The sequence below is a fragment of the Variovorax sp. CCNWLW186 genome, from assembly GCF_037203865.1.
GTDB lineage: Bacteria > Pseudomonadota > Gammaproteobacteria > Burkholderiales > Burkholderiaceae_C > Variovorax.
In genome coordinates this window covers 30,520-53,556 of the sequence record NZ_JBBCBO010000004.1, presented here as the reverse complement: position 1 = coordinate 53,556, position 23,037 = coordinate 30,520, and the positions used below count along the sequence as shown (strand labels likewise).

The 23,037-nt window shown below is 64.4% G+C and carries 21 protein-coding genes; 11 read left to right on the top strand and 10 right to left on the bottom strand.

Going from position 1 to position 23,037, the window contains the following annotated elements; translation table 11 throughout:
• The 4 genes from V9K97_RS06245 to V9K97_RS06230 all read right to left on the bottom strand — a co-directional run bounded on the left by V9K97_RS06245 (nucleotide 1) and on the right by V9K97_RS06230 (nucleotide 5,266).
• Entirely contained in the window at nucleotides 1-1,293 is a 1,293-nt protein-coding gene (locus V9K97_RS06245; protein ID WP_337317023.1) for a replication-associated recombination protein A, read from the bottom strand.
• 18 nt (nucleotides 1,294-1,311) lie between these two features.
• On the bottom strand, nucleotides 1,312-1,944 hold the full coding sequence (gene lolA, locus V9K97_RS06240) for an outer membrane lipoprotein chaperone LolA (protein ID WP_337317021.1): 633 nt from the start codon (nucleotides 1,942-1,944) through the stop codon (nucleotides 1,312-1,314).
• A gap of 153 nt (nucleotides 1,945-2,097) precedes the next feature.
• Nucleotides 2,098-4,500, bottom strand: coding sequence for a DNA translocase FtsK (locus V9K97_RS06235; protein ID WP_337295651.1), 2,403 nt, complete (start codon nucleotides 4,498-4,500; stop codon nucleotides 2,098-2,100).
• A gap of 91 nt (nucleotides 4,501-4,591) precedes the next feature.
• Nucleotides 4,592-5,266, bottom strand: coding sequence for a Crp/Fnr family transcriptional regulator (locus V9K97_RS06230; RefSeq protein ID WP_126745648.1), 675 nt, complete (start codon nucleotides 5,264-5,266; stop codon nucleotides 4,592-4,594).
• Nucleotides 5,267-5,448: 182 nt separating this feature from the next.
• Here V9K97_RS06230 and trxB point away from each other — a divergent pair, with 182 nt between their 5' ends.
• The 3 genes from trxB to rpmG all read left to right on the top strand — a co-directional run bounded on the left by trxB (nucleotide 5,449) and on the right by rpmG (nucleotide 7,009).
• Complete coding sequence (gene trxB, locus V9K97_RS06225) at nucleotides 5,449-6,408, top strand: thioredoxin-disulfide reductase (protein ID WP_337317020.1); 960 nt, start codon at nucleotides 5,449-5,451, stop codon at nucleotides 6,406-6,408.
• Between the two features lie 182 nt (nucleotides 6,409-6,590).
• Nucleotides 6,591-6,824, top strand: a complete 234-nt coding sequence (gene rpmB / locus V9K97_RS06220) for a 50S ribosomal protein L28 (protein WP_007830293.1) — start codon at nucleotides 6,591-6,593, stop codon at nucleotides 6,822-6,824.
• Between the two features lie 11 nt (nucleotides 6,825-6,835).
• Entirely contained in the window at nucleotides 6,836-7,009 is a 174-nt protein-coding gene (rpmG, locus tag V9K97_RS06215) for a 50S ribosomal protein L33 (protein ID WP_007830291.1), read from the top strand.
• A gap of 163 nt (nucleotides 7,010-7,172) precedes the next feature.
• On the opposite strand, the gene V9K97_RS06210 is transcribed toward rpmG, so the two are convergent.
• From V9K97_RS06210 to V9K97_RS06200, 3 genes are all read right to left on the bottom strand, one after another.
• Nucleotides 7,173-8,387 (bottom strand): DesA family fatty acid desaturase, encoded by a 1,215-nt coding sequence (locus V9K97_RS06210; protein WP_157612700.1) that lies wholly within the window; start codon nucleotides 8,385-8,387, stop codon nucleotides 7,173-7,175.
• 132 nt (nucleotides 8,388-8,519) lie between these two features.
• The gene (locus V9K97_RS06205; RefSeq protein WP_337295652.1) at nucleotides 8,520-9,791 is read right to left on the bottom strand and encodes an RsmB/NOP family class I SAM-dependent RNA methyltransferase; all 1,272 of its coding nucleotides are present in this window, start codon (nucleotides 9,789-9,791) and stop codon (nucleotides 8,520-8,522) included.
• A gap of 28 nt (nucleotides 9,792-9,819) precedes the next feature.
• Entirely contained in the window at nucleotides 9,820-11,673 is a 1,854-nt protein-coding gene (locus V9K97_RS06200; RefSeq protein WP_337317018.1) for a M48 family metallopeptidase, read from the bottom strand.
• Between the two features lie 45 nt (nucleotides 11,674-11,718).
• Here V9K97_RS06200 and V9K97_RS06195 point away from each other — a divergent pair, with 45 nt between their 5' ends.
• The gene (locus tag V9K97_RS06195) at nucleotides 11,719-11,952 is read left to right on the top strand and encodes a DUF1653 domain-containing protein (protein ID WP_337317017.1); all 234 of its coding nucleotides are present in this window, start codon (nucleotides 11,719-11,721) and stop codon (nucleotides 11,950-11,952) included.
• A gap of 40 nt (nucleotides 11,953-11,992) precedes the next feature.
• Here the strand turns inward: V9K97_RS06195 and V9K97_RS06190 are convergent, their stop codons facing one another.
• Together V9K97_RS06190 and purN are read right to left on the bottom strand one after the other, a co-directional pair.
• On the bottom strand, nucleotides 11,993-12,316 hold the full coding sequence (locus tag V9K97_RS06190) for an I78 family peptidase inhibitor (protein ID WP_337295655.1): 324 nt from the start codon (nucleotides 12,314-12,316) through the stop codon (nucleotides 11,993-11,995).
• A gap of 37 nt (nucleotides 12,317-12,353) precedes the next feature.
• Nucleotides 12,354-12,950: a phosphoribosylglycinamide formyltransferase gene (gene purN / locus V9K97_RS06185; protein WP_258504550.1), complete on the bottom strand. Its 597-nt coding sequence runs from the start codon at nucleotides 12,948-12,950 to the stop codon at nucleotides 12,354-12,356.
• Nucleotides 12,951-13,104: 154 nt separating this feature from the next.
• Here purN and V9K97_RS06180 point away from each other — a divergent pair, with 154 nt between their 5' ends.
• The 4 genes from V9K97_RS06180 (at nucleotide 13,105) to V9K97_RS06165 (ending at nucleotide 17,651) form a co-directional block, all read left to right on the top strand.
• Nucleotides 13,105-14,286 carry an acyl-CoA dehydrogenase family protein gene (locus V9K97_RS06180; protein WP_337317015.1) on the top strand — a complete coding sequence of 394 codons (1,182 nt, stop codon included), beginning with the start codon at nucleotides 13,105-13,107 and terminating at the stop codon, nucleotides 14,284-14,286.
• A 12-nt stretch (nucleotides 14,287-14,298) separates the two neighbouring features.
• Entirely contained in the window at nucleotides 14,299-15,414 is a 1,116-nt protein-coding gene (locus V9K97_RS06175; protein ID WP_337317013.1) for an acyl-CoA dehydrogenase family protein, read from the top strand.
• An 81-nt stretch (nucleotides 15,415-15,495) separates the two neighbouring features.
• Entirely contained in the window at nucleotides 15,496-16,848 is a 1,353-nt protein-coding gene (locus V9K97_RS06170; protein WP_337317012.1) for an alpha/beta fold hydrolase, read from the top strand.
• An 11-nt stretch (nucleotides 16,849-16,859) separates the two neighbouring features.
• Entirely contained in the window at nucleotides 16,860-17,651 is a 792-nt protein-coding gene (locus V9K97_RS06165; RefSeq protein WP_337317010.1) for an enoyl-CoA hydratase, read from the top strand.
• Nucleotides 17,652-17,658: 7 nt separating this feature from the next.
• On the opposite strand, the gene V9K97_RS06160 is transcribed toward V9K97_RS06165, so the two are convergent.
• Nucleotides 17,659-18,219, bottom strand: coding sequence for an HNH endonuclease (locus tag V9K97_RS06160; RefSeq protein ID WP_281149446.1), 561 nt, complete (start codon nucleotides 18,217-18,219; stop codon nucleotides 17,659-17,661).
• 166 nt (nucleotides 18,220-18,385) lie between these two features.
• Here V9K97_RS06160 and V9K97_RS06155 point away from each other — a divergent pair, with 166 nt between their 5' ends.
• From V9K97_RS06155 to lspA, 3 genes are all read left to right on the top strand, one after another.
• A complete protein-coding gene (locus V9K97_RS06155) occupies nucleotides 18,386-19,423 on the top strand; it encodes a bifunctional riboflavin kinase/FAD synthetase (RefSeq protein ID WP_337295660.1) in 1,038 nt (345 codons plus the stop codon).
• A gap of 121 nt (nucleotides 19,424-19,544) precedes the next feature.
• On the top strand, nucleotides 19,545-22,394 hold the full coding sequence (gene ileS, locus V9K97_RS06150; RefSeq protein ID WP_337317009.1) for an isoleucine--tRNA ligase: 2,850 nt from the start codon (nucleotides 19,545-19,547) through the stop codon (nucleotides 22,392-22,394).
• Nucleotides 22,394-22,906 (top strand): signal peptidase II, encoded by a 513-nt coding sequence (lspA, locus tag V9K97_RS06145; protein ID WP_157612688.1) that lies wholly within the window; start codon nucleotides 22,394-22,396, stop codon nucleotides 22,904-22,906. The genes ileS and lspA overlap by 1 nt, the downstream gene beginning before the upstream one ends.
• Nucleotides 22,907-23,037: the final 131 nt, after the last annotated feature.

Here is a 23,037-nt window from a genome sequence, read left to right as displayed (position 1 = left end):
TTACTCATCGTGCTGGCCGTTGAGGCGGCGAAGTTCGCGCAATTTTTCTGCTATGCGGATCTCGAGGCCGCGTTCCACGGGCTGGTAGAAAACCTGGCCCTCGAGGCCTTCGGGCAGGTAACGCTCGCCGGCGGCAAAGCCGCCCTCTTCGTCGTGCGCGTAGCGGTAGCCCTTGCCGTAGTCGAGCTCCTTCATGAGCTTGGTGGGCGCGTTGCGCAGGTGCATGGGCACGGGGCGCGTGCTGTCTTTCTTGATGAGCGCGCGCACGGCGTTGTAGGCGGTGTAGACGGCGTTCGACTTGGGCGCCATGGCCAGGTAGATCACGCACTCTGCCAGCGCAAGCTCGCCCTCCGGCGTGCCGAGCCGCTCATAGACCTCGGCCGCGTCGAGCGCCAGCCGCAGCGCGCGCGGATCGGCCAGGCCGATGTCTTCGCTGGCCATGCGCACCAACCGCCGGGCCATGTAGCGCGGGTCGGCGCCGCCGTCGAGCATGCGCACGAACCAGTAGAGCGAGGCGTCGGGGTCGCTGCCGCGCACCGACTTGTGCAACGCGCTGATGGTGTCGTAGAACTGCTCACCGCCCTTGTCGTAGCGCCGCATGCGCTCGCCGAGCACGCGCAGCAGCCATTCGTCGGTGATGTTGTCGAGCTTCTCGGCCTTGGCCGCAACGGCCAGCGTCTCGAGCGTGTTGAGCAGGCGCCGCGCGTCGCCGTCGGCGTAGGCGACAAGCCTGTCGATGGCCGCGCCTTCAATGGCCGGAACGGCCTGGATGGCCTGCGCCTTGGCCACGATCTGCTTGAGATCGGCCTCGGTGAGCGGTTGCAGCACATATACTGCTGCCCGCGAAAGCAAGGCCGAGTTGACCTCGAACGACGGGTTTTCGGTGGTGGCGCCGATAAAAGTGAAAAGCCCCGACTCCACATGCGGCAGGAACGCGTCCTGCTGGCTCTTGTTGAACCGGTGCACCTCGTCGACGAAGACGATGGTCCGCTGCTGTTCGAGGCCGTCGCGCGCCGCGGTGGCGCGCTCGACCGCCTCGCGGATGTCTTTCACGCCGCCGAGCACGGCGCTGATGCTCAGGAACTGCGCATCGAAGGCATCTGCCATCAGGCGCGCAATGGTCGTCTTGCCGGTGCCTGGTGGCCCCCAGAGGATGCAGGAATGCGGCTGGCCCGATTCGAAGGCAATGCGCAGCGGCATGCCCGGCCCCAGCAGATGCTGCTGGCCAATCACCTCGCCCAGCGTCTTCGGACGCAGGCGCTCGGCAAGGGGTTGATGCGAACTGGTGGCCAAACCTGCCTGTCTGATCTTCTATTGCTTGATGACGTCGGCACCGGCCGGCGCCTTGAATTCGAACACATTGGCGTTGAGCGCCGGGTTCACTTCGACCTTGCTGAACTTGAGCACCGAGCGCTGCCCGAAGCTGTCGAGAATTTCAAGCGCCGCCAGGGAGTCGCCCTGGAAGCCGACCAGCACATTCTGCAACTGGCCGTCCTTGTTCTTGGGAGTGGCTTTGACCCACTGCAGGCCATCGCGCTCGGGCGCGGCCTCGAGCGTGAAATCGGCCTGCAGCGCGCGTACGTCCGGCGCCGCGGCAATCAGAGCGGCCGGCGTGGAGCCCAGCGCCTGCGATTGCGCACGCTGCGTCACCTGGTTCAGGTCGGTGTCGTACAGCCAGAGCGTCTTGCCGTCGGCCACGATGACCTGGGCGAACGGCTTCTGATAGTCGAACTTGAATTTACCGGGGCGCTGGAATTCGAAAGTGCCGTTCGATGTTTTGGTACGGCCCGGCTGCCCCTCACGCGGCGGCGCGGTAACGGTCTGGGTGAACTCGGCGCGGCCCGACTTGACCGTCTTCACGAAGGCTTCGAGGCTCTCCAGGCCACCGGCCCAGGCGTTCGCGGATGAGAGAAGGCCGATCAACAGCCAATGACGAAATTTCAATTTGGATTCCTCGGAAAAGCAGTGGCGTTGAAGCGACCTTACCCCGCCGCGCGTTGCGGCATGTGCGGGGTTTGATGAAGTTTTGCAACCTTATTGCAGCTTTTGCAACGTGCCTGTCGGCGCGGGACGCCTGGGCTCGCAGGTGTTTGCCGGTTATTCCGCGCGTGCGGGCACCAGGATTTCGCGTTGCCCACTGCCGCTCATGGCGCTGACCAGGCCCGCCTTTTCCATGTCTTCGACCAGCCGTGCCGCGCGGTTGTAGCCGATCTTCAGGTGACGCTGCACCAGCGAAATGCTGGCCTTGCGGTTCTTGAGCACCACCTCCACGGCCTGGTCGTACATCGGGTCTTTCTCGGCGTCGCCGCCCTCGCCCAGCATGTCGCCGTCGCCATCGACCGTGCCGCCTTCGAGCACGCCTTCGATGTAGTCGGGCTCGCCCTGGCTCTTGAGGTAGGCCACCACGCGGTGCACTTCTTCGTCGCTCACGAACGCGCCATGCACGCGAATCGGCAGGCCGGTGCCGCTGGGCATGTAGAGCATGTCGCCCATGCCGAGCAGCGCTTCGGCGCCCATCTGGTCGAGGATGGTGCGGCTGTCGATCTTGCTCGACACCTGGAACGCGATGCGGGTCGGAATGTTCGCCTTGATGAGGCCGGTGATCACGTCGACGCTGGGCCGCTGCGTGGCAAGAATGAGGTGGATGCCAGCGGCGCGCGCCTTTTGCGCGAGCCGGGCAATGAGCTCTTCGATCTTCTTGCCGACCACCATCATCAGGTCGGCCAGTTCATCGATGACGACGACGATGTGCGGCTCGCGCTTGAGCGGCTCGGGATCGTCCGGCGTAAGGCTGAACGGGTTGTAGATGAACTCTTCGCGCGCCTTGGCTTCGTCGATCTTGGCGTTGTAGCCGGCCAGATTGCGCACGCCCAGCTTGCTCATGAGCTTGTAGCGGCGCTCCATTTCGGCCACGCACCAGTTCAGGCCGTGCGCGGCCTGGCGCATGTCGGTGACCACGGGCGCCAGCAGGTGCGGAATGCCTTCGTAGACCGACATTTCGAGCATCTTCGGGTCGATCATGAGCAGGCGAACGTCGCGTGCCTCGGCCTTGTAGAGCAACGACAGGATCATGGCGTTGATGCCGACCGACTTGCCCGAACCGGTGGTACCGGCCACCAGCACGTGCGGCATCTTTGCAAGATCGGCCACCACGGGGTTGCCGATGATGTCCTTGCCGAGGCCCATCGTCAGGAACGACTTGCCTTCGTTGTAGACCTGCGAGCCCAGGATTTCGCTGAGCTTGATCGACTGGCGCTTGGCGTTCGGCAATTCGAGCGCCATGTAGTTCTTGCCCGGAATGGTTTCGACCACGCGGATAGACACCAGCGAGAGCGAGCGCGCAAGGTCCTTGGCAAGGCCGACGATCTGCGAGCCCTTGACACCGGTGGCAGGCTCGATTTCGTAGCGCGTGATCACGGGCCCCGGAGAGGCCAGCACCACGCGCACCTCAACGCCGAAGTCCTTGAGCTTTTTCTCGATCATGCGCGAGGTCATCTCGAGCGTGTCGGGAGAAACCGTTTCCTGGCGTGCCTGGGCGGCGTCGAGCAGGTCGACCTGCGGCAGCTTGCTGTCGGGTAGTTCCTTGAAGAGCGGCTTCTGGCGTTCCTTGACGACGCGGTCGCTCCTGGGCACTTCGGTCATCGCAGGTTCGATCTGCACCGGCGGAGAGGGCACCCGCCGCTTGGGGCGCGGCTCGATGCGCAGTTCTTCGTCTTCATCGGCGCCCATCGGCTCGACAACGCCGCCCGATTCACGCGAGAACACGGGCTCCTCGGCTTCCGCGCGTTCGCGGGCGGCCTGCTTGCCCATCGCAATGTCGGCCGCCAGTTCGCGTTTTTCGCGGCGCGATTCGAACAGCGAGTAGGCGCGCGCGCCGATGCGCTCGGCAATCAGGCTCCATGAGAAGCGGAACACCAGCGCCGAGCCGATCACGCCGGCCGCAATGGCCACCAGCGCCGAGCCCGTAAAGCCGAGCCAGCGCACGCTTGCGGGCCCGACCAAGTAGCCGAGCGCGCCGCCGCCAGAGCCCGGCAAATACGATTCGAGCCGGTACAGGCGCGACCACTCGAGCGTGGTGCTCGCGCAGAGCAGCAACACCAGGCCGAACCAGAACGCCAGCCGGCTGCGATTGAACCGGCCGCGCACCGGCTGCTCGGCAGGCGCGGCCTCGCCTCCGCGAAGCCAGTTGGCCAGGGAAGACAGCCAGGCCCGGAGCCCCGCGGCCAGACACCACCAGACCGAGTAGCCAGCCAGGAAATAGCTGCCGTCCGCCAGCCATGCGCCGATGCGGCCCGCCCAATTCTTGATTTCTCCTCCGGTGCCGGAGGTCGACCAGGCTGCATCCGAAGGCGTGAAGCTCAGCATGGCAAGCAGCCAGAACAGCAACGCGGCAAATCCCGCGATCAGCGTGATCTCGTGGGCGAAGCGCATGGCGCGAACGCGCACGGGTTGCCCCTCGGCGGCCGAAGAAGATTGAAGCGTATTGAGCGAATAGGTCATGAAAAACACAGCACCCAGCGCTCGGAAGCGGCGGCTGGAGGCCTGAACACTACAACAAAAGGACTTGGCCCCCAGGAGCGCCGGTAACGGCTCAAGTCAGCGACAGGAGCCGTTCCTTGACGAGCATGGAGCCGTCGTCCTGCGTCTGCACGAATCCGCGCTCCTCCAGATCCTTCATCACGCGGCTCACCATCTCACGCGAGGCACCGACCATTTTCGCAAGGTCCTGGCGGGAGATCTTGTCGCGCACCTTGAGGTTGCCCGCGCCGTCGTCAATGGCGAACTCGAGCAGCGAGCGCGCCACGCGGCCATACACATCCATGAGTGCGAGCGACTCGATCTTGCGGTCGGCATGGCGCAGGCGCTGCACCAGCCCACGCATGATGTTGTAGGCCATGGAGGAGTTTTCGGGCAGGCAGCGTGCAAACGCATCGCGGCCGAGCATGAGCACGTCGCACTGGATTTCGGTGCGCACAGTGGCCGAATGCGGCTCGTCGTCGATCAGGCTCATTTCGCCGATGTAGTCGCCGGGGTGCAGCGTGGCAAGAATCACCTCGCGGCCGCGGCTGTCGGCGCTGGTGACGCGCGCACGCCCAGTCAGAATGATGTAGAGCGCATCGGACTTCTTGCCCTGCTCCACAATGATTTCCGCTCGCTTGAGACGCTTCTTGACGATCGCATCCGCAATGCTCGACGACTGAGAAGACGTGAGCGAGGCAAACAGCGGAACGCGCCGCAGCAATTCAAGATTGGACAGCATCGACATTTATCAATCCCTGATACGGCGCGTGGGGAGCCCGTCCGCCGGCAAGCCGATGGATTACTACAATCGCGCGCATTGAAAACACCGTGCACCCGGTGTTGAACCGAGCGGTGATACTCCACATATATCGCTACCACCCTGAAAATGTACACGCTGAAGCAGCGCAAATCCTAGGTTTTCTACTCATGTCCGCACCCCAACACGCCAAGGTTTTGATTCTGGGCTCCGGCCCCGCCGGCTATACCGCCGCTGTTTATGCAGCACGCGCGAACCTCCAGCCTTTGCTGATTACCGGCATTGCCCAAGGCGGACAATTGATGACGACCACCGAAGTCGACAATTGGCCGGCCGACGTGCACGGCGTGCAAGGCCCCGAGCTGATGCAGCGTTTTCTTGAACACGCGGAGCGTTTCAAGACACAAATTGTTTTCGATCACATTAACAAAGTTGATCTAAGCAAGCGTCCTTTTACATTGACGGGCGACAGCGGCACTTACACCTGTGATTCCTTGATCATTGCCACAGGCGCTTCCGCCAAGTACCTGGGTCTCGATTCGGAACAGAAATTCATGGGCCGCGGCGTTTCGGCCTGCGCAACCTGCGACGGATTTTTCTACCGCGAGCAGGAAGTGTGCGTAATCGGCGGCGGCAATACGGCCGTCGAAGAAGCGCTGTATCTCGCCAACATCGCAAACAAGGTCACGCTGGTTCATCGCCGCGACAAATTCCGCGCAGAGCCCATCCTGATCGACAAGATCAAGGAGAAGGTGGCCGAGGGCAAGATCGTGCTGAAGCTGCACAACGAACTCGACCAGGTGCTGGGCGACGACACCGGTGTGACAGGCATCCGGATCAAGAACACCCAGACCGGCGAAACCGAGCAGATCGACCTCAAGGGCTGCTTCATCGCCATCGGGCACCACCCCAACACCGACATTTTCCAGGGACAGCTGGAAATGAAGGACAACTACATCCTGACCCGCTCGGGCCTGCAGGGTTTTGCCACGATGACCAGCATTCCCGGCGTTTTTGCCGCAGGCGACGTGCAGGACAACGTGTACCGCCAGGCCATCACGAGCGCTGGCACCGGCTGCATGGCCGCACTGGACGCCCAGCGCTTCCTGGAACAGGACGGCACACTCTAGACCCGGGCTGCGCCAAAAGGGCTATAATCCGAGGCTTTGCCGAAATGAAGCCGCCCTTGTGGTGGCCATCAGCGTTCCGGCAAGCCGGGGTACCGCCACCCGTTTCTGGCGAGGTCAAGCTGCAAAACACCTGCAATCTCCACGGTTGCGCCGGTGCCAGCTGTTCAAGAAAGAGTGTCCTCATGGCACGCGTATGCGACGTAACGGGCAAAGGCCCGATGGTCGGAAACAATGTTTCCCACGCCAACAACAAAACCAAGCGCCGGTTCCTGCCGAACCTGCAATACCGCCGTTTCTGGGTCGAAACTGAAAACCGCTGGGTTCGCCTGCGTGTTTCGAGCGCCGCGCTGCGCCTGATCGACAAGAACGGCATCGACGCCGTGCTCGCAGACCTGCGCGCACGCGGCCAAGCTTAAGGAGCTGAATCATGGCAACGAGCAAAGGCGGACGCGAAAAGATCAAGCTGGAATCCACCGCGGGTACCGGCCACTTCTACACGACCAGCAAGAACAAGAAGACGATGCCTGAAAAGATGTCGATCATGAAGTTCGACCCCAAGGCGCGCAAGCACGTCGAATACAAGGAAATCAAGCTGAAGTAATTCAGCGCTGGTTCCACCCAAACAAAAACCCCGCAGGGCTTGCCCAGCGGGGTTTTTTGTTGCCCGCCTCTCCTCTCGGCAATGAGAGAAAAGCGGGCGTAAAAAAGCCGGCTCGAAGCCGGCTTTTTACAGAGCGCGGTTTCCCGCCTCTTCTTGATAAGGATCAGGCTCGCGCTGCGCGCAGACGCGTCGAGAACTCGCGCAGGCCGGCAATACCGCTGGCTTCGGCACGATGGCACCAGGCAGCCAGGTCGGCGGCCAGTTGCTCGCGAGATTGCGAGGTGTTGAGCCAGAGCTGGCGCAGCTCTTCGCGCATCGTGACCATCTTGTCGATCACCGGGTGGGCAGCGCGCGCCTGCACCAGGTGCGTGCGAGCCGAGGCCGGCACCTTGTCGTCGTCGCGATGCAGCCAGTTCTTGGCCGCCTTGAGCACCGAGATGTCGCCGCCCTTGGTCTTGAGCGCAATCAGCTCGGCCTTGGTCACGCGGCGCATTTCGCGGGCGTAGCCGGCCATGACTTCGTAGCGGTTGGCAATGACGGCTTCGAGCGTCTTTTCGTTGGCCACGGGTTGGATGTCGCCCATCTGCATCTTCGGCGGCACCTTCTTGACCTTGGCCCAGCCGATCGCCTGCATCATCTGGATGTAGACCCAGCCGATGTCGAATTCGTACTTCTTGACCGAGAACTTGGCCGACGTGGGATACGTGTGGTGGTTGTTGTGCAGCTCTTCACCGCCAATGATCAGGCCCCAGGGCGAGACATTGCGGCTGGCGTCGGGCGCCTCGAAGTTGCGGTAGCCCCAGTAGTGGCCAATGCCGTTGATGATGCCCGCCGCCGTGATCGGAATCCACAGCATCTGCACCGCCCAGACGGTCAGGCCCAGCGCGCCGAAGAGCGCCAGGTTGATGACCAGCATGAGGCCCACGCCTTGCCAGCTGTAGCGGGTGTACAGGTTGCGTTCGATCCAGTCGTCGGGCGTGCCGTGACCGTAGCGGTCCATCGTTTCCTTGTTCTTCGACTCGGCGCGATACAGCTCGGCGCCGCGCCAGAGCACTTCGTCGATGCCCTTGACCTGCGGGCTGTGCGGGTCTTCTTCGGATTCGCACTTGGCGTGGTGCTTGCGGTGAATGGCCACCCATTCCTTGGTGACCATGCCGGTGCCCAGCCAGAGCCAGAAACGGAAGAAATGCGAGGGGATCGGCCCCAGGTCCATTGCCCGGTGCGTCTGCGTACGGTGCAGGAAGATGGTGACCGCGGCGATCGTGATATGCGTGGTGACGAGCGTGTACAACACGATCTGCCACCATGTCAGGTCCCACAAGCCGTGTCCGAGCCACTGGAGGGCCGCGCTCAAAACGGCAGAGTCAGGAATCAACATTGAATTAAGTACTCCATGGCCACACGAAGGTGCAGCCTTCAGTTAACCCACGATTTTAAGGTGGCAAGGCCAAAATGAGGCCTTTTACCCTTCCTTAATAGCGCAGATTTACCCTACTTTGGAGTGCCGAGCCTATTTGCGGTTCCACACCGCCGCAAAGAAACCGTCCGTGGCGTGGCGGTGGGGCCATAGCCGCAGGTAGCGCCGTCCGTCCTCGCCGCCGGCGCAAAGGGCCTCGAAACCCTCTACCTTCAGGCCCTGCAGCAGCTCCGCGGCGTCCTGGGGCACGAAATCGGGGTTGGCGGCGCTGAAAGCCTCGGCAATGGCCTCGTTTTCCTCCGGCAGCACGCTGCAGGTGGCATAAATGAGACGCCCGCCCGATTTCAGGAGGCGTGCCGCGCTCTGCAGGATGGCCGCCTGCTTGACCGTCAGTTCCTCGACCGACTTGGCCGACTGGCGCCATTTCAGGTCGGGATTGCGGCGCAGCGTTCCCAGGCCCGAGCACGGAGCGTCGACCAGCACCCGGTCGATCTTGCCGGCCAGGCGCTTGATGCGGTCGTCGCGCTCGTGCGCAATGGCCGCCGGGTGAACATTCGAGAGCTTGCTGCGCGCCAGCCGCGGCTTGAGCGCATCGAGCCGGTGCGCCGACGTGTCGAAGGCATAGAGCCGGCCGGTGTTGCGCATGGTCGCGCCGATCGCCAGCGTCTTGCCGCCGGCGCCGGCACAGAAGTCGACCACCATTTCGCCGCGCTTCGCGTCCAGCAGCAGCGCCAGCAGCTGGGAGCCTTCGTCCTGCACCTCGACGGCACCTCGGGCGAACGCGTCCAGCTTGGTCAGCGCCGGCTTGCCGTCGATGCGCAGACCCCACGGCGAGAACGGTGTTACTTCGGATTTGATAGCAGCCTTGGCAAGCTCTGCCTTGACTTCGGCGCGCTTGTCGGTGAGTGCATTGACCCGGAGATCGAGCGGCGCAGGCTGCTGCAGGCTTTCGACCAGCGGCCAGAAACCGTCGCCCAATTGCGCCTTGAGCGGCGCGACCAGCCACTCGGGGAGATTGTGGCGATGGCGTTCCAGCAGGTCTTCGGGCTTGACGGCATCGCAGTTGTCGAGCCAGCGCTTTTCGGTGTCGTTGAGCGCGCTCTTCAGAAAGTCGCGCGGGCCATGAAAGCCGAGGATCGCCATGCGGCGCTCCTTGGAGCCGCTGCCCGAGGGCGACAAGTGGTCGAACAGGAGCTTCTTGCGCAACACGGTGTAGACCGTCTCGGCAAGCGTGGCGCGCTCGCGGGGGCCGAACTCGCGGTGGTCGCGAAAAAATCGCGAAACGACCTGGTCGGCCGGATGATCGAATTTCAGGACAAGGCCGACCAGATCGGCGGTGGCCTCCAACAGGGCTTTGGGGTGCATACCCCGATTGTCTCAGCCGGAGGGCTCTCTACGCCCGGCGCGTCCAGATCGGCCCGAAAGCCTGTCGCTCAATGTCGGCCAGCGTAGGTGAATGGCCGGCCCACAGAACCAGCGCCGCCCCCGGCAGGCTCAAGGTGTGCTCGAGGTGGCGGCAAAGCTGCCAGCGGTCTTCGTCGTCCATGCCCGGCAGGTCGACGAACACGATGTAGGCCCGGCGCCACGGAAACTCGCGCAGCGTCTTGCGCACCAGCCACGCCCGCGAAATGGGAAGGCACCGCGCCAGGTCGGCCTGCAACTCGCCCACTTCATAGTCGCTCAGGTCGTGCCGTGCGATCTGGCTGAAGAAAGGCGTTTCGGTGATCTCCTCCCAAGCCCGAGCCTCGGCTTCTTCCGCCTCCTTGAGGCGGCCGCGCCACAGCTTGAGTGCTTCTTCGTCGTGAGCGCCGGCATCGGGGTTCTCGAGTGCGGCCACGGCGCTTTTTGCGGCCCACCATCGGCTGGCGGCACTGGATCCGTGCAAGCGCTCGAGCACGGCAAGACGGGCTGCGCGATCGCGCACGGGGAGCATCTGGGATAGTCCGCGCAAGGCGCCGGCATGCTCGGGCGAGATCTGGAGCGCACGTTCGTATCGAACGCGCACGGGCGCCGCCGGATCGAGCCGCCGCTCGGAATCGGCCCATTCGACGAGTTCGTCAGGCGTATTGCGCTCGCCCCGCGCCGCGAGAAGCTCGACGCGTTCCCGGATGCGAGATCGGTGCGCATGGTGCTGCTTCCAGTCGCTGGCGTGGTTGCGCCGCCACTGGTTGTCGAAATGCGCAATCCACTTGGCGCTGTCTGCCAGCATGCCCAGCGCGGGCTCGACCGACCAGGGCGGCACCACGGCCTTCTGGCCGAGCGCTTTGAGCCGGTCGCGCAAGACCGGATGGGTGTCTTCGAGATCGCTGACGCGCCGCATGGCGTCGCGCAACGCCCGGCGCGCAAATTCGTCGCTGGGCGGCGTTGCGGCAAGCTCCTTCAGCGCCTTGAAAGGCCCCGGCGGCTGCGGCTCCCTTTCGGCACGGGCCCAGTGCGAAGCCCAGAACTCATCGGCATACCAGTTCGCCTTGATGGCAATTTCCGTCAGCGCGGCCGCGGCGACGGTCGTGCCCAGGAGCCGGCCCGAAATGCGGTCGGCCTCGTACTCGTCTTGCCGCGCGAGCGCAAACGTGCGGGCCGCAAAACGCGGAAAGTACCAGCGAAAGAAGCTCTGCGACACCAGTGCCATCACGCCTTCGTCGCGCTGCAGGCTGGCGTCGAGCTTGAGCCACGAGAGCCGGGTGCGGTAGATCCAGGCGCTCAGCTTGCCGTGGTTGCCGCGCAGGTGCCCGTACTCGTGGGCAAGCACCGACAGCAGCCGCCGCCGGTCCAGCATCATGAGCAACGGCAGCCCAATGCTGAGGGAGTTGACCGCGCCGCCAAACAGCCCGAAACGCGGCACTTGCCGGATGCTGGCGTTGAATTCGTCGTCCAGGTAGACGCGGTGGACCGGCGGGCCCTTGATCTTCTTGCGTATGCGGTCGAGCGCCTCGAACAGCGCAGGCGCATCTGCGCGCGAAAGCTCCCGCCCCTCGGGTTCGTCGAACCGCATCCAGAGCGCGCGCAGCGTGGCCCAGAGCAGGCCCAACGCAAACAGCGCCAGCCAGCCGCGCCCGAAACTGAAGCGCCCCTGTCCGGCCGACAGCGCGACCCAGGCGATGATGCCGACGGAGAGCGCCAGGCAGGCCAGCACCCACAGGTAGCCGAGTGCGGCAAATGCCGCGACGCTGCGCCGGTAGCGCGCACTGTCGTCCGCGCTGGCATGCTCGCTCAGGCGGACAAGGTGAACAAAATCAGCGCGATCCATCCGACTTTCCCCCAACCGGCCCTACAGTTTGAAAGAAGCAAGACCGTGAACGACAACAACCTGCCACCCCTGATAGAGACGCCGCCCGGCCGTTATCGCCACTACAAGGGCGGCGAATACGAAGTGCTGGGCACTGTGCGCCACAGCGAAACGCTGGAGCCGATGACGCTGTACCGGGCCCTTTACGGCGCCAAGGGGTTGTGGGTCCGCCCCGCCGGGATGTTCGGCGAAACCGTGGAGATCGACGGTGTTCGCCAACTGCGCTTCACCCCTGTCTAGGCTGCTACGTATTCGATCGCATCAAAGTCATCGAAGGCGGTCAGCCGCAGCGAACGTCCGTCACGCGGCCGCGGGCGTCCACGTCGAGGTTGAGGCGTCCGCCGTTGAGTTCCATCGTGACCACCTCACCGGGCTTCAGGGCCCGCACCGTGCCTGCACCGGCGCGAACGCGGGCTGCGGCTTCGAGCTGGGGCGACAGCGGCTGGCCGACGGCGAAGCGCGCGCCATCCGCATTGCACTGGAACACCGGCTCGGGTGCCGGAGCAGCTGCAGCGGGAGTTGCCGCGGGGGTCGAGCCTTGCGTGGCACAAGCCGTCATCAAGACGGCGCCGGCAACGATGAACAGTAGTGATTGGGTTTTCAATTTGTCTTCTCCCGAAAACCCGCGAATATAAACAACTTTAACGAATGTGACCTGATGTATCTGCAAGCCATCCCGCAATGGCGCGTGGATACAACTGATGTTCCTGCGCCAGCACGCGCCCGGCCAGCGTGGCGGCCGTGTCGTCCGGCAGCACGGGCACTACCGCTTGCGCCAGGATAGGCCCGTGATCGAGTTCGGTCGTTACCTGGTGCACGGTGACGCCGGCCACCTTGCAGCCCGCGTCGATAGCCCGCTGGTGGGTGTGCAGGCCCGGAAACGCCGGCAGCAGCGACGGGTGGATGTTGATCAGGCGCCCGGCGTAGCGGCCGACAAAGCCGGGTGTCAGGATGCGCATGAAGCCCGCCAAGACCACGAGCGCCGGCGCGTGCGCATCGACCACCTTGGCCAATGCCTCGTCGAAAGCTTCGCGCGTCGGAAATTCCTTGTGCGGAACCACGGCAGTTGCGATGCCGTGCGTGGCGGCAATCGCAAGCCCGCCCGCTTCGGGCTTGTTGCTGACCACCGCGGCAATGCGGGCGCCAAAGCGCTCGGCCCAGCGGTCGCGCTCGGCGGCGCGCACGATGGCCGCCATGTTGGAGCCGCCGCCGGAAATAAGGATCACGATGTTCTTCATGGGACGCGGGATTATCTGTGCTCGGCTCCGGTCGCCCTGAACTTGTCGCCGCGCGGACACCGATTCACAGCACGACCGTGCTAAAACTCGAAGTTCCGGAGACACACCGCCATCGGCGCGATGGCGGCGGACCGATCAACACAGCGAGGCACGCATGGATTTGAGCTTCACGCCCGAAGAACAGAAGTTCCGCGAAGAAATTCGCGCATGGGTCAGGGACAACCTCCCCAAGGAGATTTCGCACAAGGTGCACAACGCGCTCGAGCTGACGCGCGACGATCTGCAAGGCTGGGCCAGGATCCTCGGCAAGAAGGGCTGGCTGGGCTACGGGTGGCCGAAGGAATTCGGCGGCCCGGGCTGGACCGCCATCCAGCGCCACCTGTTCGAGGAAGAAACCGCCCTGGCCGGCGCGCCGCGCATCGTGCCGTTCGGCCCGGTGATGGTCGCACCTGTGATCATGGCTTTCGGCAACGCCGAGCAGCAGAAGCGTTTTCTCCCGGGCATCGCAAGCGGCGAAGTCTGGTGGAGCCAGGGCTACAGCGAACCGGGTTCGGGCTCCGACTTGGCTTCGGTCAAGACCAAGGCCGAGCGCAAGGGCGACAGGTACATCGTCAACGGCCAGAAGACCTGGACCACGCTCGGCCAGTACGGCGACTGGATGTTCAACCTCGTGCGCACCAGCAATGAGGGCAAGCCGCAAACCGGCATCAGCTTCTTGCTGCTCGACATGAAGTCGCCCGGCGTCACGGTGCGCCCGATCAAGCTGCTCGACGGCAGCCATGAAGTGAACGAGGTGTTCTTCGACAACGTCGAAGTACCGGCAGAAAACCTGATCGGTGAAGAGAACAAGGGCTGGACCTACGCCAAGCACCTGCTCTCGCACGAGCGCACCAACATTGCCGACGTGAACCGCGCCAAGCGCGAACTCGAACGCCTGAAGCGCATTGCCAAGAACGAAGGCGTGTACGACGACCTGCGCTTCCGCGACGAGATCGCCAAGCTCGAAGTCGACATCGTCGCGCTCGAGATGATGGTGCTGCGCGTGCTCTCCGCCGCCACCTCGGGCAAGAACTCGCTGGACGTCGCGGGCCTCTTGAAGATCCGCGGCAGCGAAATCCAGCAGCGCTACAGCGAACTGATGATGCTGGCGGGCGGCGCGTATTCGCTGCCCCTCATCCGGGAAGCGATGGAAGCCGGCTGGCAGGGCGACTTCCCGGGCGGCAACCCGGCCCTCGCGCCGCTCGCATCGACTTTCTTCAACATGCGCAAGACCACCATCTACGGCGGCTCCAACGAAGTGCAACGCAACATCGTCGCGCAGACGGTTCTGGGCTGAGGAGACAAGAACATGGATTTCAATTTTTCTGACGACCAGGAACAACTGCGCGACGCCGTCCGCAAGTGGGTCGACAAGAGCTACGACTTCGAGCGCCGCCGCGGCATCGAGGCCAAGGGCGGCTTCTCGCGTGAAGCCTGGGACGAACTGGCCGAGCTTGGCCTGGGCGGCCTCTACATCGCCGAAGACGACGGCGGACTGGGCATGGGCCCGGTGGCCGGCATGGTGGTGATGGAAGAACTGGGCCGCGGCATCGTGCTCGAGCCCTTCGCCCAGACGCTGATTGCCGGCGCCGTGCTCAGCGGCTACGCCGGTGCCGACCTCAAGGACAACTGGCTGCCCCGCATTGCAGGCGGCCAGGCCATCGTGGTGCTGGCCTACCAGGAACGCAAATCTCGCTACCGCCTCGACGTGTGCGAAGCCAAGGCCGTGAAGGCCGGCGAAGGCTGGTCGCTGACCGGCGCCAAGAGCGTGGTGCCCGTGGGCGACGAAGCCGATGCCTACATCGTGCCCGCGCAGGCCGACGGCAAGATCGCCCTCTTCCTGGTCGAGCGCAGCGCCAGCGGTGTCGAAGCCCGCGGCTACGGCACGCAGGACGGCAGCCGCGCGGCCGAGGTCGTGTTCGACAAGGCAGACGCCACGCTGATCACCGCAGACGGACTGGCCGCGCTCGAGTACGCAGTCGATGTGGGCATTGCAGCCACATGCGCCGAAGCGGTCGGCGTGATGGACAAGACCGTAGCACTCACGGTCGACTACATGAACCAGCGCAAGCAGTTCGGCGTGGTCATCTCCACCTTTCAGGCGCTGCGCCACCGCGTGGCCGACATGAAGATGCAGCTCGAGCTCGCACGCTCGATGAGCTACTACGCCACGCTCAAGCTCAACGCGCCGGCCGACGAGCGGCGCCAGGCGCTGGCGCGAGCCAAGTACCAGCTGGGCGTTTCGATGCGCTTCGTGGCAGCCAACTCGGTGCAGCTGCACGGCGGCATCGGCGTGACGGACGAATACATCGGCAGCCATTATTTCCGTAAGCTCACGCAGCTTGAAATGACTTTCGGCGACACCCTGCACCACCTGGGCGAAGTGTCGGCGCGCATGCAGGACACCGCGGGCGTCTTCGCCTGACGATGTTTTTCCCATAGCATCCAACGCCCGCCCGCCTTGCGCCGGCGGGCGTTTTTACTTGGAACCAGCCAGGAACAAAACATGCCATCACGCCGCACTCTTCTTGCCCTTGGGCTCGCATCGACCGCCATGCTGACCGCTTGCGCCACCGCACCCTCGCCTTCGTTCAGCGAACGCCTGCCGATCGTCTTCATGCACGGCAACGGCGACTCCGCCGCGCTCTGGCAAACGACGATCTGGCGCTTCGAATCGAACGGCTGGCCGCGCAACCGGCTCTTTGCGATCGATCAGCCCTATCCGCTGGCACGCGACGACGACACCGTGGCGCAACCGGGCCGCAGCTCGACCGCCGATTCGGCGGCCTTCCTGAAGGCCGAAGTCGAGAAGGTGCTGAAAGCCACGGGCGCCAGCAAGGTGGTGCTGCTCGGCAATTCGCGCGGCGGCAACACCATTCGCAATTACGTGCAGAACGGCGGCGGGGCGACTGTGGTGAGCCACGTGGTGCTGGGCGGCAATCCGGCGCACGGCATCTGGGCGGTGAAGGGCTTCCGAGAGAACAATGAATTTTCCGGGCTCTCGGCGTTCATGCAGCAGCTCAATGCGCCCAAGGGACCGAACGGCGATGAGGTCACGCCGGGCGTGAAATGGCTCACCCTGCGCTCCGACAACAACGACAAATATGCGCAGCCCGACGGGCTGTGGATCGGCGTGCCGGGCCAGCCGACCAACATCGGCTTCGACGGGCCGGCGCTCAAGGGCGCAACGAACGTGGTGCTGCCGCGCGTGGACCATCGCGAGACTTCGTTCTCCCCCGCCGCCTTTGCCGCGACCTGGCAGTTCCTGACGGGCGAGCCGCCGCGCAGCACAGCGATTGCAGCCGAAACGAACGTCGTGCTCGATGGCCGTGCCGTCGGCGCGGAAAACCTCTCGCTGAACGGCGGCCAAGTGACCGTTTACGCGGTCGATCCCGCCACGGGCGCTCGGCGCGGCAATGCGGTGCACAGCAAGAACATCGGAGCGGACGGCCGCTGGGGCCCCTTCAGCGCACGCGGCGATACGGCCTACGAATTCGTCCTCAGCGCGCCGGGATACGGCATCACCCACATCTACCGCAGCGCGTTTCCGCGCAGCAGCAGCGTGGTGAACCTGCGTCCCGAACGCCTCGCCGCGGCCGATGCCAGCGCCAATGCAGTCGTCGTCTTCACACGCCCTCGCGGGTATTTCGATGCGCAGCGCGACACCATGCGCTTCGACGGCCAGAGCCCGCCGCCCGGGGTGCCGCCCAAGGGCTCGGGCGTGTCGAGCTCGCGGCTGCGCGTTGCCGCGGCGGAGCCTCAGCGCGCCGTGACGGGTGAATTCAACGGCGAGCGCATCACGGGCCTGACCTGGCCGGCTGCACAGCAGCATGTGACGGTGCTCGAATTGACTTACTGAGAGGCAACAGCATGAACGACGCGGCTTCCTCCCCTTTCGTGCTGAAAACACGCGATGCGCGCGGCGTGGTCACGCTCACGCTGAACCGCCCGGCCTCGTTCAACGCGCTTTCCGAGGGCATGCTCGGCGCGCTCGAGCAGGCCATGGCCGAAATCGCTGCGGACGAAAGCGTGCGCGCGGTTGTCATCGCGGCGGCCGGCAAAGCCTTCTGCGCGGGCCATGACCTGAAGGAAATGCGCGCGGAGCCGTCGCTCGGCTATTACCAGCAGCTCTTCGAGCGCTGCGGCGCAATGATGCTGTCGATCCAGCGGCTCCCCGTGCCCGTGATTGCGCGCGTGCATGGCATCGCCACCGCAGCGGGCTGCCAGTTGGTGGCAGTGTGCGACCTGGCGGTGGCTTCCAGCGAGGCGCGCTTCGCGGTCAGCGGCGTGAACGTGGGTCTGTTCTGCGCCACGCCCAGCGTCACCCTTTCTCGCAATCTCGGCCGCAAGGAGGCGTTCGAAATGCTCGTGACCGGTGAGTTCATCGATGCGCAGGAGGCCAGGCAGAAGGGCCTGGTCAATCGGGTCGCGGCACCGGCCGAGCTCGATGCCGCGGTGGAGACGCTGGTCGCCAGCATCGTCGCCAAGCCCCGCAAGGCACTTGCGCTGGGCAAGGCCCTCTTCTATCGCCAGCTCGAAACCGGCATCGAAGCCGCCCTGGCCGACGCGAGCCAGACCATGGCCTGCAACATGATGGACGAAACCGCGCTCGAAGGCGTTCAGGCTTTCATCGAAAAACGCCCGCCCGACTGGAAACGCTGAGCCGAGGCTAGGTGTCGTGCAGCCGCGAACTCTGCGGCAGATGCGCCATGAGGAATTCCATCTGGTCCGCCAGGATGCGGCGATTTCGCAGAATGAAATCTTCCCAGAGGCTGGGCACATAGGGCGCGTACAGCAGCGGCATGTTCGCCTGCTCCGGCGTGCGGCTGCTCTTGCGGTGGTTGCACGGCTTGCAGGCCGTGACCACGTTCATCCAGGTGTCGATGCCTTTTTGCGCGAACGGAATGATGTGCTCGCGCGTGAGCTCGTCTTCGTGGAAATGCCCGCCGCAATAGGCGCAGATGTTGCGGTCGCGCGCAAAGAGCTTGCTGTTGGTGAGCCCCGGGCGCTGGGTAAAGGGGTTGATGCGCGGCACGCCCTTGGTGCCGATGATGCTGTTGATGGCAATCTGCGATTGCTCGCCCGTGATGGCGTTGTGACCGCCACGGAACACAGCCACCTGCGCGCCCACCTCCCAGCGAACTTCGTCCGCTGCATAGTGGATGACCGCCTGTTCAAGCGATATCCATGACTGGGGCAGCCCTTGGGCCGACAGCTTCAAGACCTTCACCACACGCCTCCTCAAAAAGGGAAGAATCACGGAAAGACCAGGGACACGGAGCGCGCCGGAGACCACTTCAAGCGACGCACTGAGTCACAATATACCGGCTTTGTGACAAAACGGCCTGATTCGCCCAATTGACGGGCGAAAGGCGCTATCAAAAAGATACTCACCAATGCAGGTTTTCCGCGGCTTCCGGCACCCGGGCGTGGCTCCGGCCTGCGCCCTCACCATAGGCAATTTCGACGGCGTGCACCGTGGCCACCAGGCCATGCTGGCACTGCTGCAGACCGAGGCGCGCCATCGCGGGCTGCCCAGTTGCGTGCTCACCTTCGAGCCGCACCCGCGCGACTATTTCGCCGCCGTCACCAAAAAGCCGGACCTGGCGCCGGCCCGCATCGGCACGCTGCGCGACAAGCTCACCGAGCTTGCGGCCTGTGGCGTGGCGCAGACGATCGTGCTGCCCTTCGATGGCCGGCTGGCGTCCCAGTCGCCTGACGAATTCATCCAGAACGTGCTGATCGACGGCTTGGGCGCGCGCTACGTGCTGGTGGGCGACGACTTCCGCTTTGGGGCCAAGCGGGCGGGCGACTACGCCATGCTCGACGCCGCTGGCGATGCCCACGGCTTCGACGTGGCGCGCATGAACAGCTACGAGGTCCACGGCCTGCGCGTTTCCAGCTCGGCCGTGCGCGAGGCGCTGGCTGAGGGCCGCATGGCCGACGCCCAGCACCTGCTCGGCCGGCCTTACACGATCTCCGGCCACGTGGTTCATGGACGCAAGCTCGGTCGGGCGCTGGGCGCCTCCGAGCCCGGCAAGGACGATGGTTTTCGCACCCTCAACCTGCGCTTCAAGCACTGGAAACCGGCCGCCAGCGGCATCTTCGCGGTGCTGGTGCACGGCCTGGCCGACCAGCCCCTGCCCGGCGTGGCCAACCTGGGCGTGCGCCCCTCGCTGGACGCCAACGACGTCAACGCCGGCCGGGTTTTGCTGGAGACGCATTGCCTGGAGTGGCCCTCGCATCTGGGAGCCGAAGGGGCCTACGGTAAAATCGTCCGCGTGGAACTCCTGCACAAACTGCACGACGAATTGCGCTACACCAGCCTCGAGGCCCTCACTGCGGGCATCGCGAAGGATGGGCGCGACGCGCGCGCGTTCTTTGCGTCGACCCACGCCGAAACCCATCGCCAGACGACACGCGACCGAATTTAGCCCTGCACGCACCGTGCTGCCGCCCTTCGACAAGCTCAGGGCGAACGGCTTTTCTTCCGCACCGACCGCTCAATGCAGTTCGGGCTGAGCCTGTCGAAGCCCCTCTGTTTCGCACCCCAACATGTCTGACGCTGCTTCCACCACCGACTACCGTTCCACGCTGAACCTGCCCGACACCCCCTTTCCGATGCGCGGCGACCTGCCCAAGCGCGAACCGGGCTGGGTGAAGGAATGGAACGACGAAGGCCGCTACCACCGCCTGCGCGACGCCCGCCACGGCGCACCCAAGTTCATCCTGCACGACGGCCCGCCGTACGCCAATGGCCAGATCCACATGGGCCACGCGGTGAACAAGATCCTGAAGGACATGATCACCAAGGCGCGCCAGCTCGAAGGCTACGACGCGCTCTACGTGCCCGGCTGGGACTGCCACGGCCTGCCGATCGAGAACGCCATCGAGAAGCAATATGGCCGCAACCTGAGCCGCGACGAGATGCAGGCCAAGAGCCGTGCCTACGCCACGGAGCAGATCGCGCAACAAATGGCCGACTTCCAGCGCCTGGGCGTGCTGGGCGAATGGGACCATCCCTACAAGACGATGGATTTCGCGAATGAAGCCGGCGAGCTGCGCGCATTCAAGCGCGTGATCGAGCGTGGCTTTGTCTATCGCGGCCTGAAGCCCGTGTACTGGTGCTTCGACTGCGGCTCGTCGCTCGCCGAATTCGAGATCGAATACGCCGACAAGAAGAGCCAGACCATCGACGTGGCCTTCAAGGCGCACGACCGCGAGAAGGTGCTCAAGGCCTTCGAGACCGACCATACGATCCTCGGCGACATCTTTGCCGTGATCTGGACCACCACCGCGTGGACCATCCCGGCCAACCAGGCGATCAACCTGAACCCCGAGATCGAGTATTCGCTGGTCGACACCGAACGCGGCCTGCTCATCCTTGCCAACTCGCTGGTCGAGATGTGCATGACGCGCTATGCGCTCGACGGCAAGGTGCTGGCCACGGTCAAGGGCGAGAAGCTCGGGGGCCTGGAATTCGAGCACCCGCTGTACGACGTCGATGCTGGCTACAAGCGCCTGTCACCGGTGTACCTGGCCGACTACGCGACCGCCACCGACGGCACCGGCCTCGTGCATTCCTCGCCCGCCTACGGCGTGGATGACTTCAACTCCTGCATCGCCCACGGCGTGGCGTACGACGACATCCTGAACCCGGTGCAGGGCAACGGCAGCTACGCGCCCGACTTCCCGCTCTTCGGCGGCCAGAACATCTGGAAGGCCGTGCCGGTCATCATCGCCGCGCTGCGCGACGCCAACCGCCTGCTCACCACCGAGACCATCACGCACAGCTACCCGCACTGCTGGCGCCACAAGACACCGGTGATCTACCGCGCCGCGGCGCAGTGGTTCGTGCGCATGGACGAAGGCGAAGGCGTGTTCACCAAGGACAAGGCGCCCAAGACGCTGCGCCAGACCGCGCTTGAAGCCATCGAGAAGACGAGCTTCTATCCGGAGAACGGCAAGGCGCGCCTGCACGACATGATCGCCAACCGGCCTGACTGGTGCATCAGCCGCCAGCGCAGCTGGGGCGTGCCGATCCCGTTCTTCCTGCACAAGGACTCGGGCGAACTGCATCCGCGCACGATGGAAATCCTCGACCAAGCCGCCGACATCGTCGAAAAGGGCGGCATCGAGGCCTGGAGCCGCGTCACCGTCGAAGAAATCCTCGGCGCCGAAGACGCACCGCACTACACCAAGAGCACCGACATCCTCGAGGTGTGGTTCGACTCGGGCTCGACCTTCTATCACGTGCTGCGCGGCACGCACCCCAACGTGCACCACGAGACCGGCCCTGAAGCCGACCTGTACCTCGAAGGCCACGACCAGCACCGCGGCTGGTTCCACTCGTCGCTCTTGATCGCCTGTGCGCTGGAAGACCGCGCGCCGTACCGCGGCCTGCTCACGCACGGCTTCACGGTGGATGCCAAGGGCATCAAGATGAGCAAGTCGCTCAAGAACGGCATCGATCCGCAGGAAATCAGCAGCAAGCTGGGCGCCGAGATCATCCGCCTGTGGGTGGCCGCGAGCGATTACTCAGGCGACATCGCGGGCGACGACAAGATCCTCGCGCGGGTGGTCGACTCGTACCGCCGCATCCGCAACACGCTGCGCTTTCTGCTGGCGAACACTAGCGACTTCGACATCGCCAAGGACGCGGTGCCGCTCGACCAGCTGTTCGAAATCGACCGCTATGCGCTCGCGCGCGCTTCGCAGTTCCAGGCCGAGATCCTTGCGCACTACAAGGTGTACGAGTTCCACCCGGTGGTGGCCAAGCTGCAGATCTACTGCTCGGAAGACCTGGGCGGCTTCTACCTCGACATCCTGAAAGACCGGCTCTACACCACGGCGCCCGGCTCCCTTGCGCGCCGCAGTGCACAGACTGCGCTCTGGCACATCTCGCAAGCCATGCTGCGCTGGATGGCGCCGTTCCTGAGTTTCACCGCCGAAGAGGCGTGGAAGTTCGTGAGCACGGGCAAGCCGGGCGAATCGATCTTTGCGCAGACGTTCAGCAAATTCGCGGCGCCCGACGAAGCACTGCTTGCCAAGTGGAGCCGCATCCGCGAGATCCGCGATGTGGTCAACAAGGACATCGAGGCGGTGCGCGCCGAAGGCAAGGTCGGTTCGTCGCTGCAGGCCAACCTGCAGCTCACCGCACCGGCCGACGACTACGCGCTGCTGGGCTCGCTGGGCGATGACCTGAAATTCGTCTTCATCACCTCGGCCATCGCAATCGCCGCGGGCGAAGCGCTCTCGACCACGGTGACACCGAGCAGCGCGCAGAAGTGCGATCGCTGCTGGCACTACCGCGACGACGTGGGCCACGACCCGGCGCATCCGACGATCTGCGGCCGTTGCACGAGCAATTTGTTCGGCGCCGGCGAAGCACGGAGCTTTGCCTGATGGCGGCCGCACGCTCCATGTCGGCATCGCGTTCGCGCAGCGGCAGCATCTGGCCATGGCTCGCCCTGGCGGCGATCATCCTGATCATCGACCAGTTCACCAAGACGCTGATCCTGGGCTACTACAAGCTCGGTGACGCAACGTACGTGACGAGCTTCTTCAACGTGGTTCGCGCGCACAACACGGGCGCCGCGTTCTCGTTCCTGGCCGACCATTCGGGTTGGCAGCGCTGGTTTTTCACGGCCATTGGCCTGGCGGCCGCGGTGTTCATCGTGTGGATGCTGAAATCGCACGCGGGGCAGAAGCTGTTTTCGTTCGCGATGGCGTGCATCCTGGGTGGCGCCATCGGCAACGTGATCGACCGGATGATGCACGGGTACGTGGTCGACTTCCTGAGCTTCCACGCGGGGAACTGGTACTTTCCGGCCTTCAACGCGGCAGACAGTGCAATCACGCTGGGGGCCATCTGCCTGATCGTGGACGAGATCCGGCGGGTTCGGCGCGGCAAGTAAGCCAGTTTCTCAAGGGGCCTTCGGGCCCCTTTCTCTTTAAGACGCAACGCGAGGGTTTTTCCCGGCTTTCTCGGCTTGTCATGGCAGGGTCATACTGCCGCGGTGAAATGTAATCGATTACATAACACCGC

Bases quoted from the DNA above. Each gene is read 5' to 3' on its own strand.
- V9K97_RS06235 (WP_337295651.1), bottom strand. From the start codon at position 4,500: ATGACCTATTCGCTCAATACGCTTCAATCTTCTTCGGCCGCCGAGGGG.
- V9K97_RS06230 (WP_126745648.1), bottom strand. From the start codon at position 5,266: ATGTCGATGCTGTCCAATCTTGAATTGCTGCGGCGCGTTCCGCTGTTT.
- trxB (WP_337317020.1), top strand. From the start codon at position 5,449: ATGTCCGCACCCCAACACGCCAAGGTTTTGATTCTGGGCTCCGGCCCC.
- rpmB (WP_007830293.1), top strand. From the start codon at position 6,591: ATGGCACGCGTATGCGACGTAACGGGCAAAGGCCCGATGGTCGGAAAC.
- rpmG (WP_007830291.1), top strand. From the start codon at position 6,836: ATGGCAACGAGCAAAGGCGGACGCGAAAAGATCAAGCTGGAATCCACC.
- V9K97_RS06210 (WP_157612700.1), bottom strand. From the start codon at position 8,387: ATGTTGATTCCTGACTCTGCCGTTTTGAGCGCGGCCCTCCAGTGGCTC.
- V9K97_RS06205 (WP_337295652.1), bottom strand. From the start codon at position 9,791: ATGCACCCCAAAGCCCTGTTGGAGGCCACCGCCGATCTGGTCGGCCTT.
- V9K97_RS06200 (WP_337317018.1), bottom strand. From the start codon at position 11,673: ATGGATCGCGCTGATTTTGTTCACCTTGTCCGCCTGAGCGAGCATGCC.
- purN (WP_258504550.1), bottom strand. From the start codon at position 12,950: ATGAAGAACATCGTGATCCTTATTTCCGGCGGCGGCTCCAACATGGCG.
- V9K97_RS06180 (WP_337317015.1), top strand. From the start codon at position 13,105: ATGGATTTGAGCTTCACGCCCGAAGAACAGAAGTTCCGCGAAGAAATT.
- V9K97_RS06175 (WP_337317013.1), top strand. From the start codon at position 14,299: ATGGATTTCAATTTTTCTGACGACCAGGAACAACTGCGCGACGCCGTC.
- V9K97_RS06170 (WP_337317012.1), top strand. From the start codon at position 15,496: ATGCCATCACGCCGCACTCTTCTTGCCCTTGGGCTCGCATCGACCGCC.
- V9K97_RS06165 (WP_337317010.1), top strand. From the start codon at position 16,860: ATGAACGACGCGGCTTCCTCCCCTTTCGTGCTGAAAACACGCGATGCG.
- V9K97_RS06155 (WP_337295660.1), top strand. From the start codon at position 18,386: ATGCAGGTTTTCCGCGGCTTCCGGCACCCGGGCGTGGCTCCGGCCTGC.
- ileS (WP_337317009.1), top strand. From the start codon at position 19,545: ATGTCTGACGCTGCTTCCACCACCGACTACCGTTCCACGCTGAACCTG.
- lspA (WP_157612688.1), top strand. From the start codon at position 22,394: ATGGCGGCCGCACGCTCCATGTCGGCATCGCGTTCGCGCAGCGGCAGC.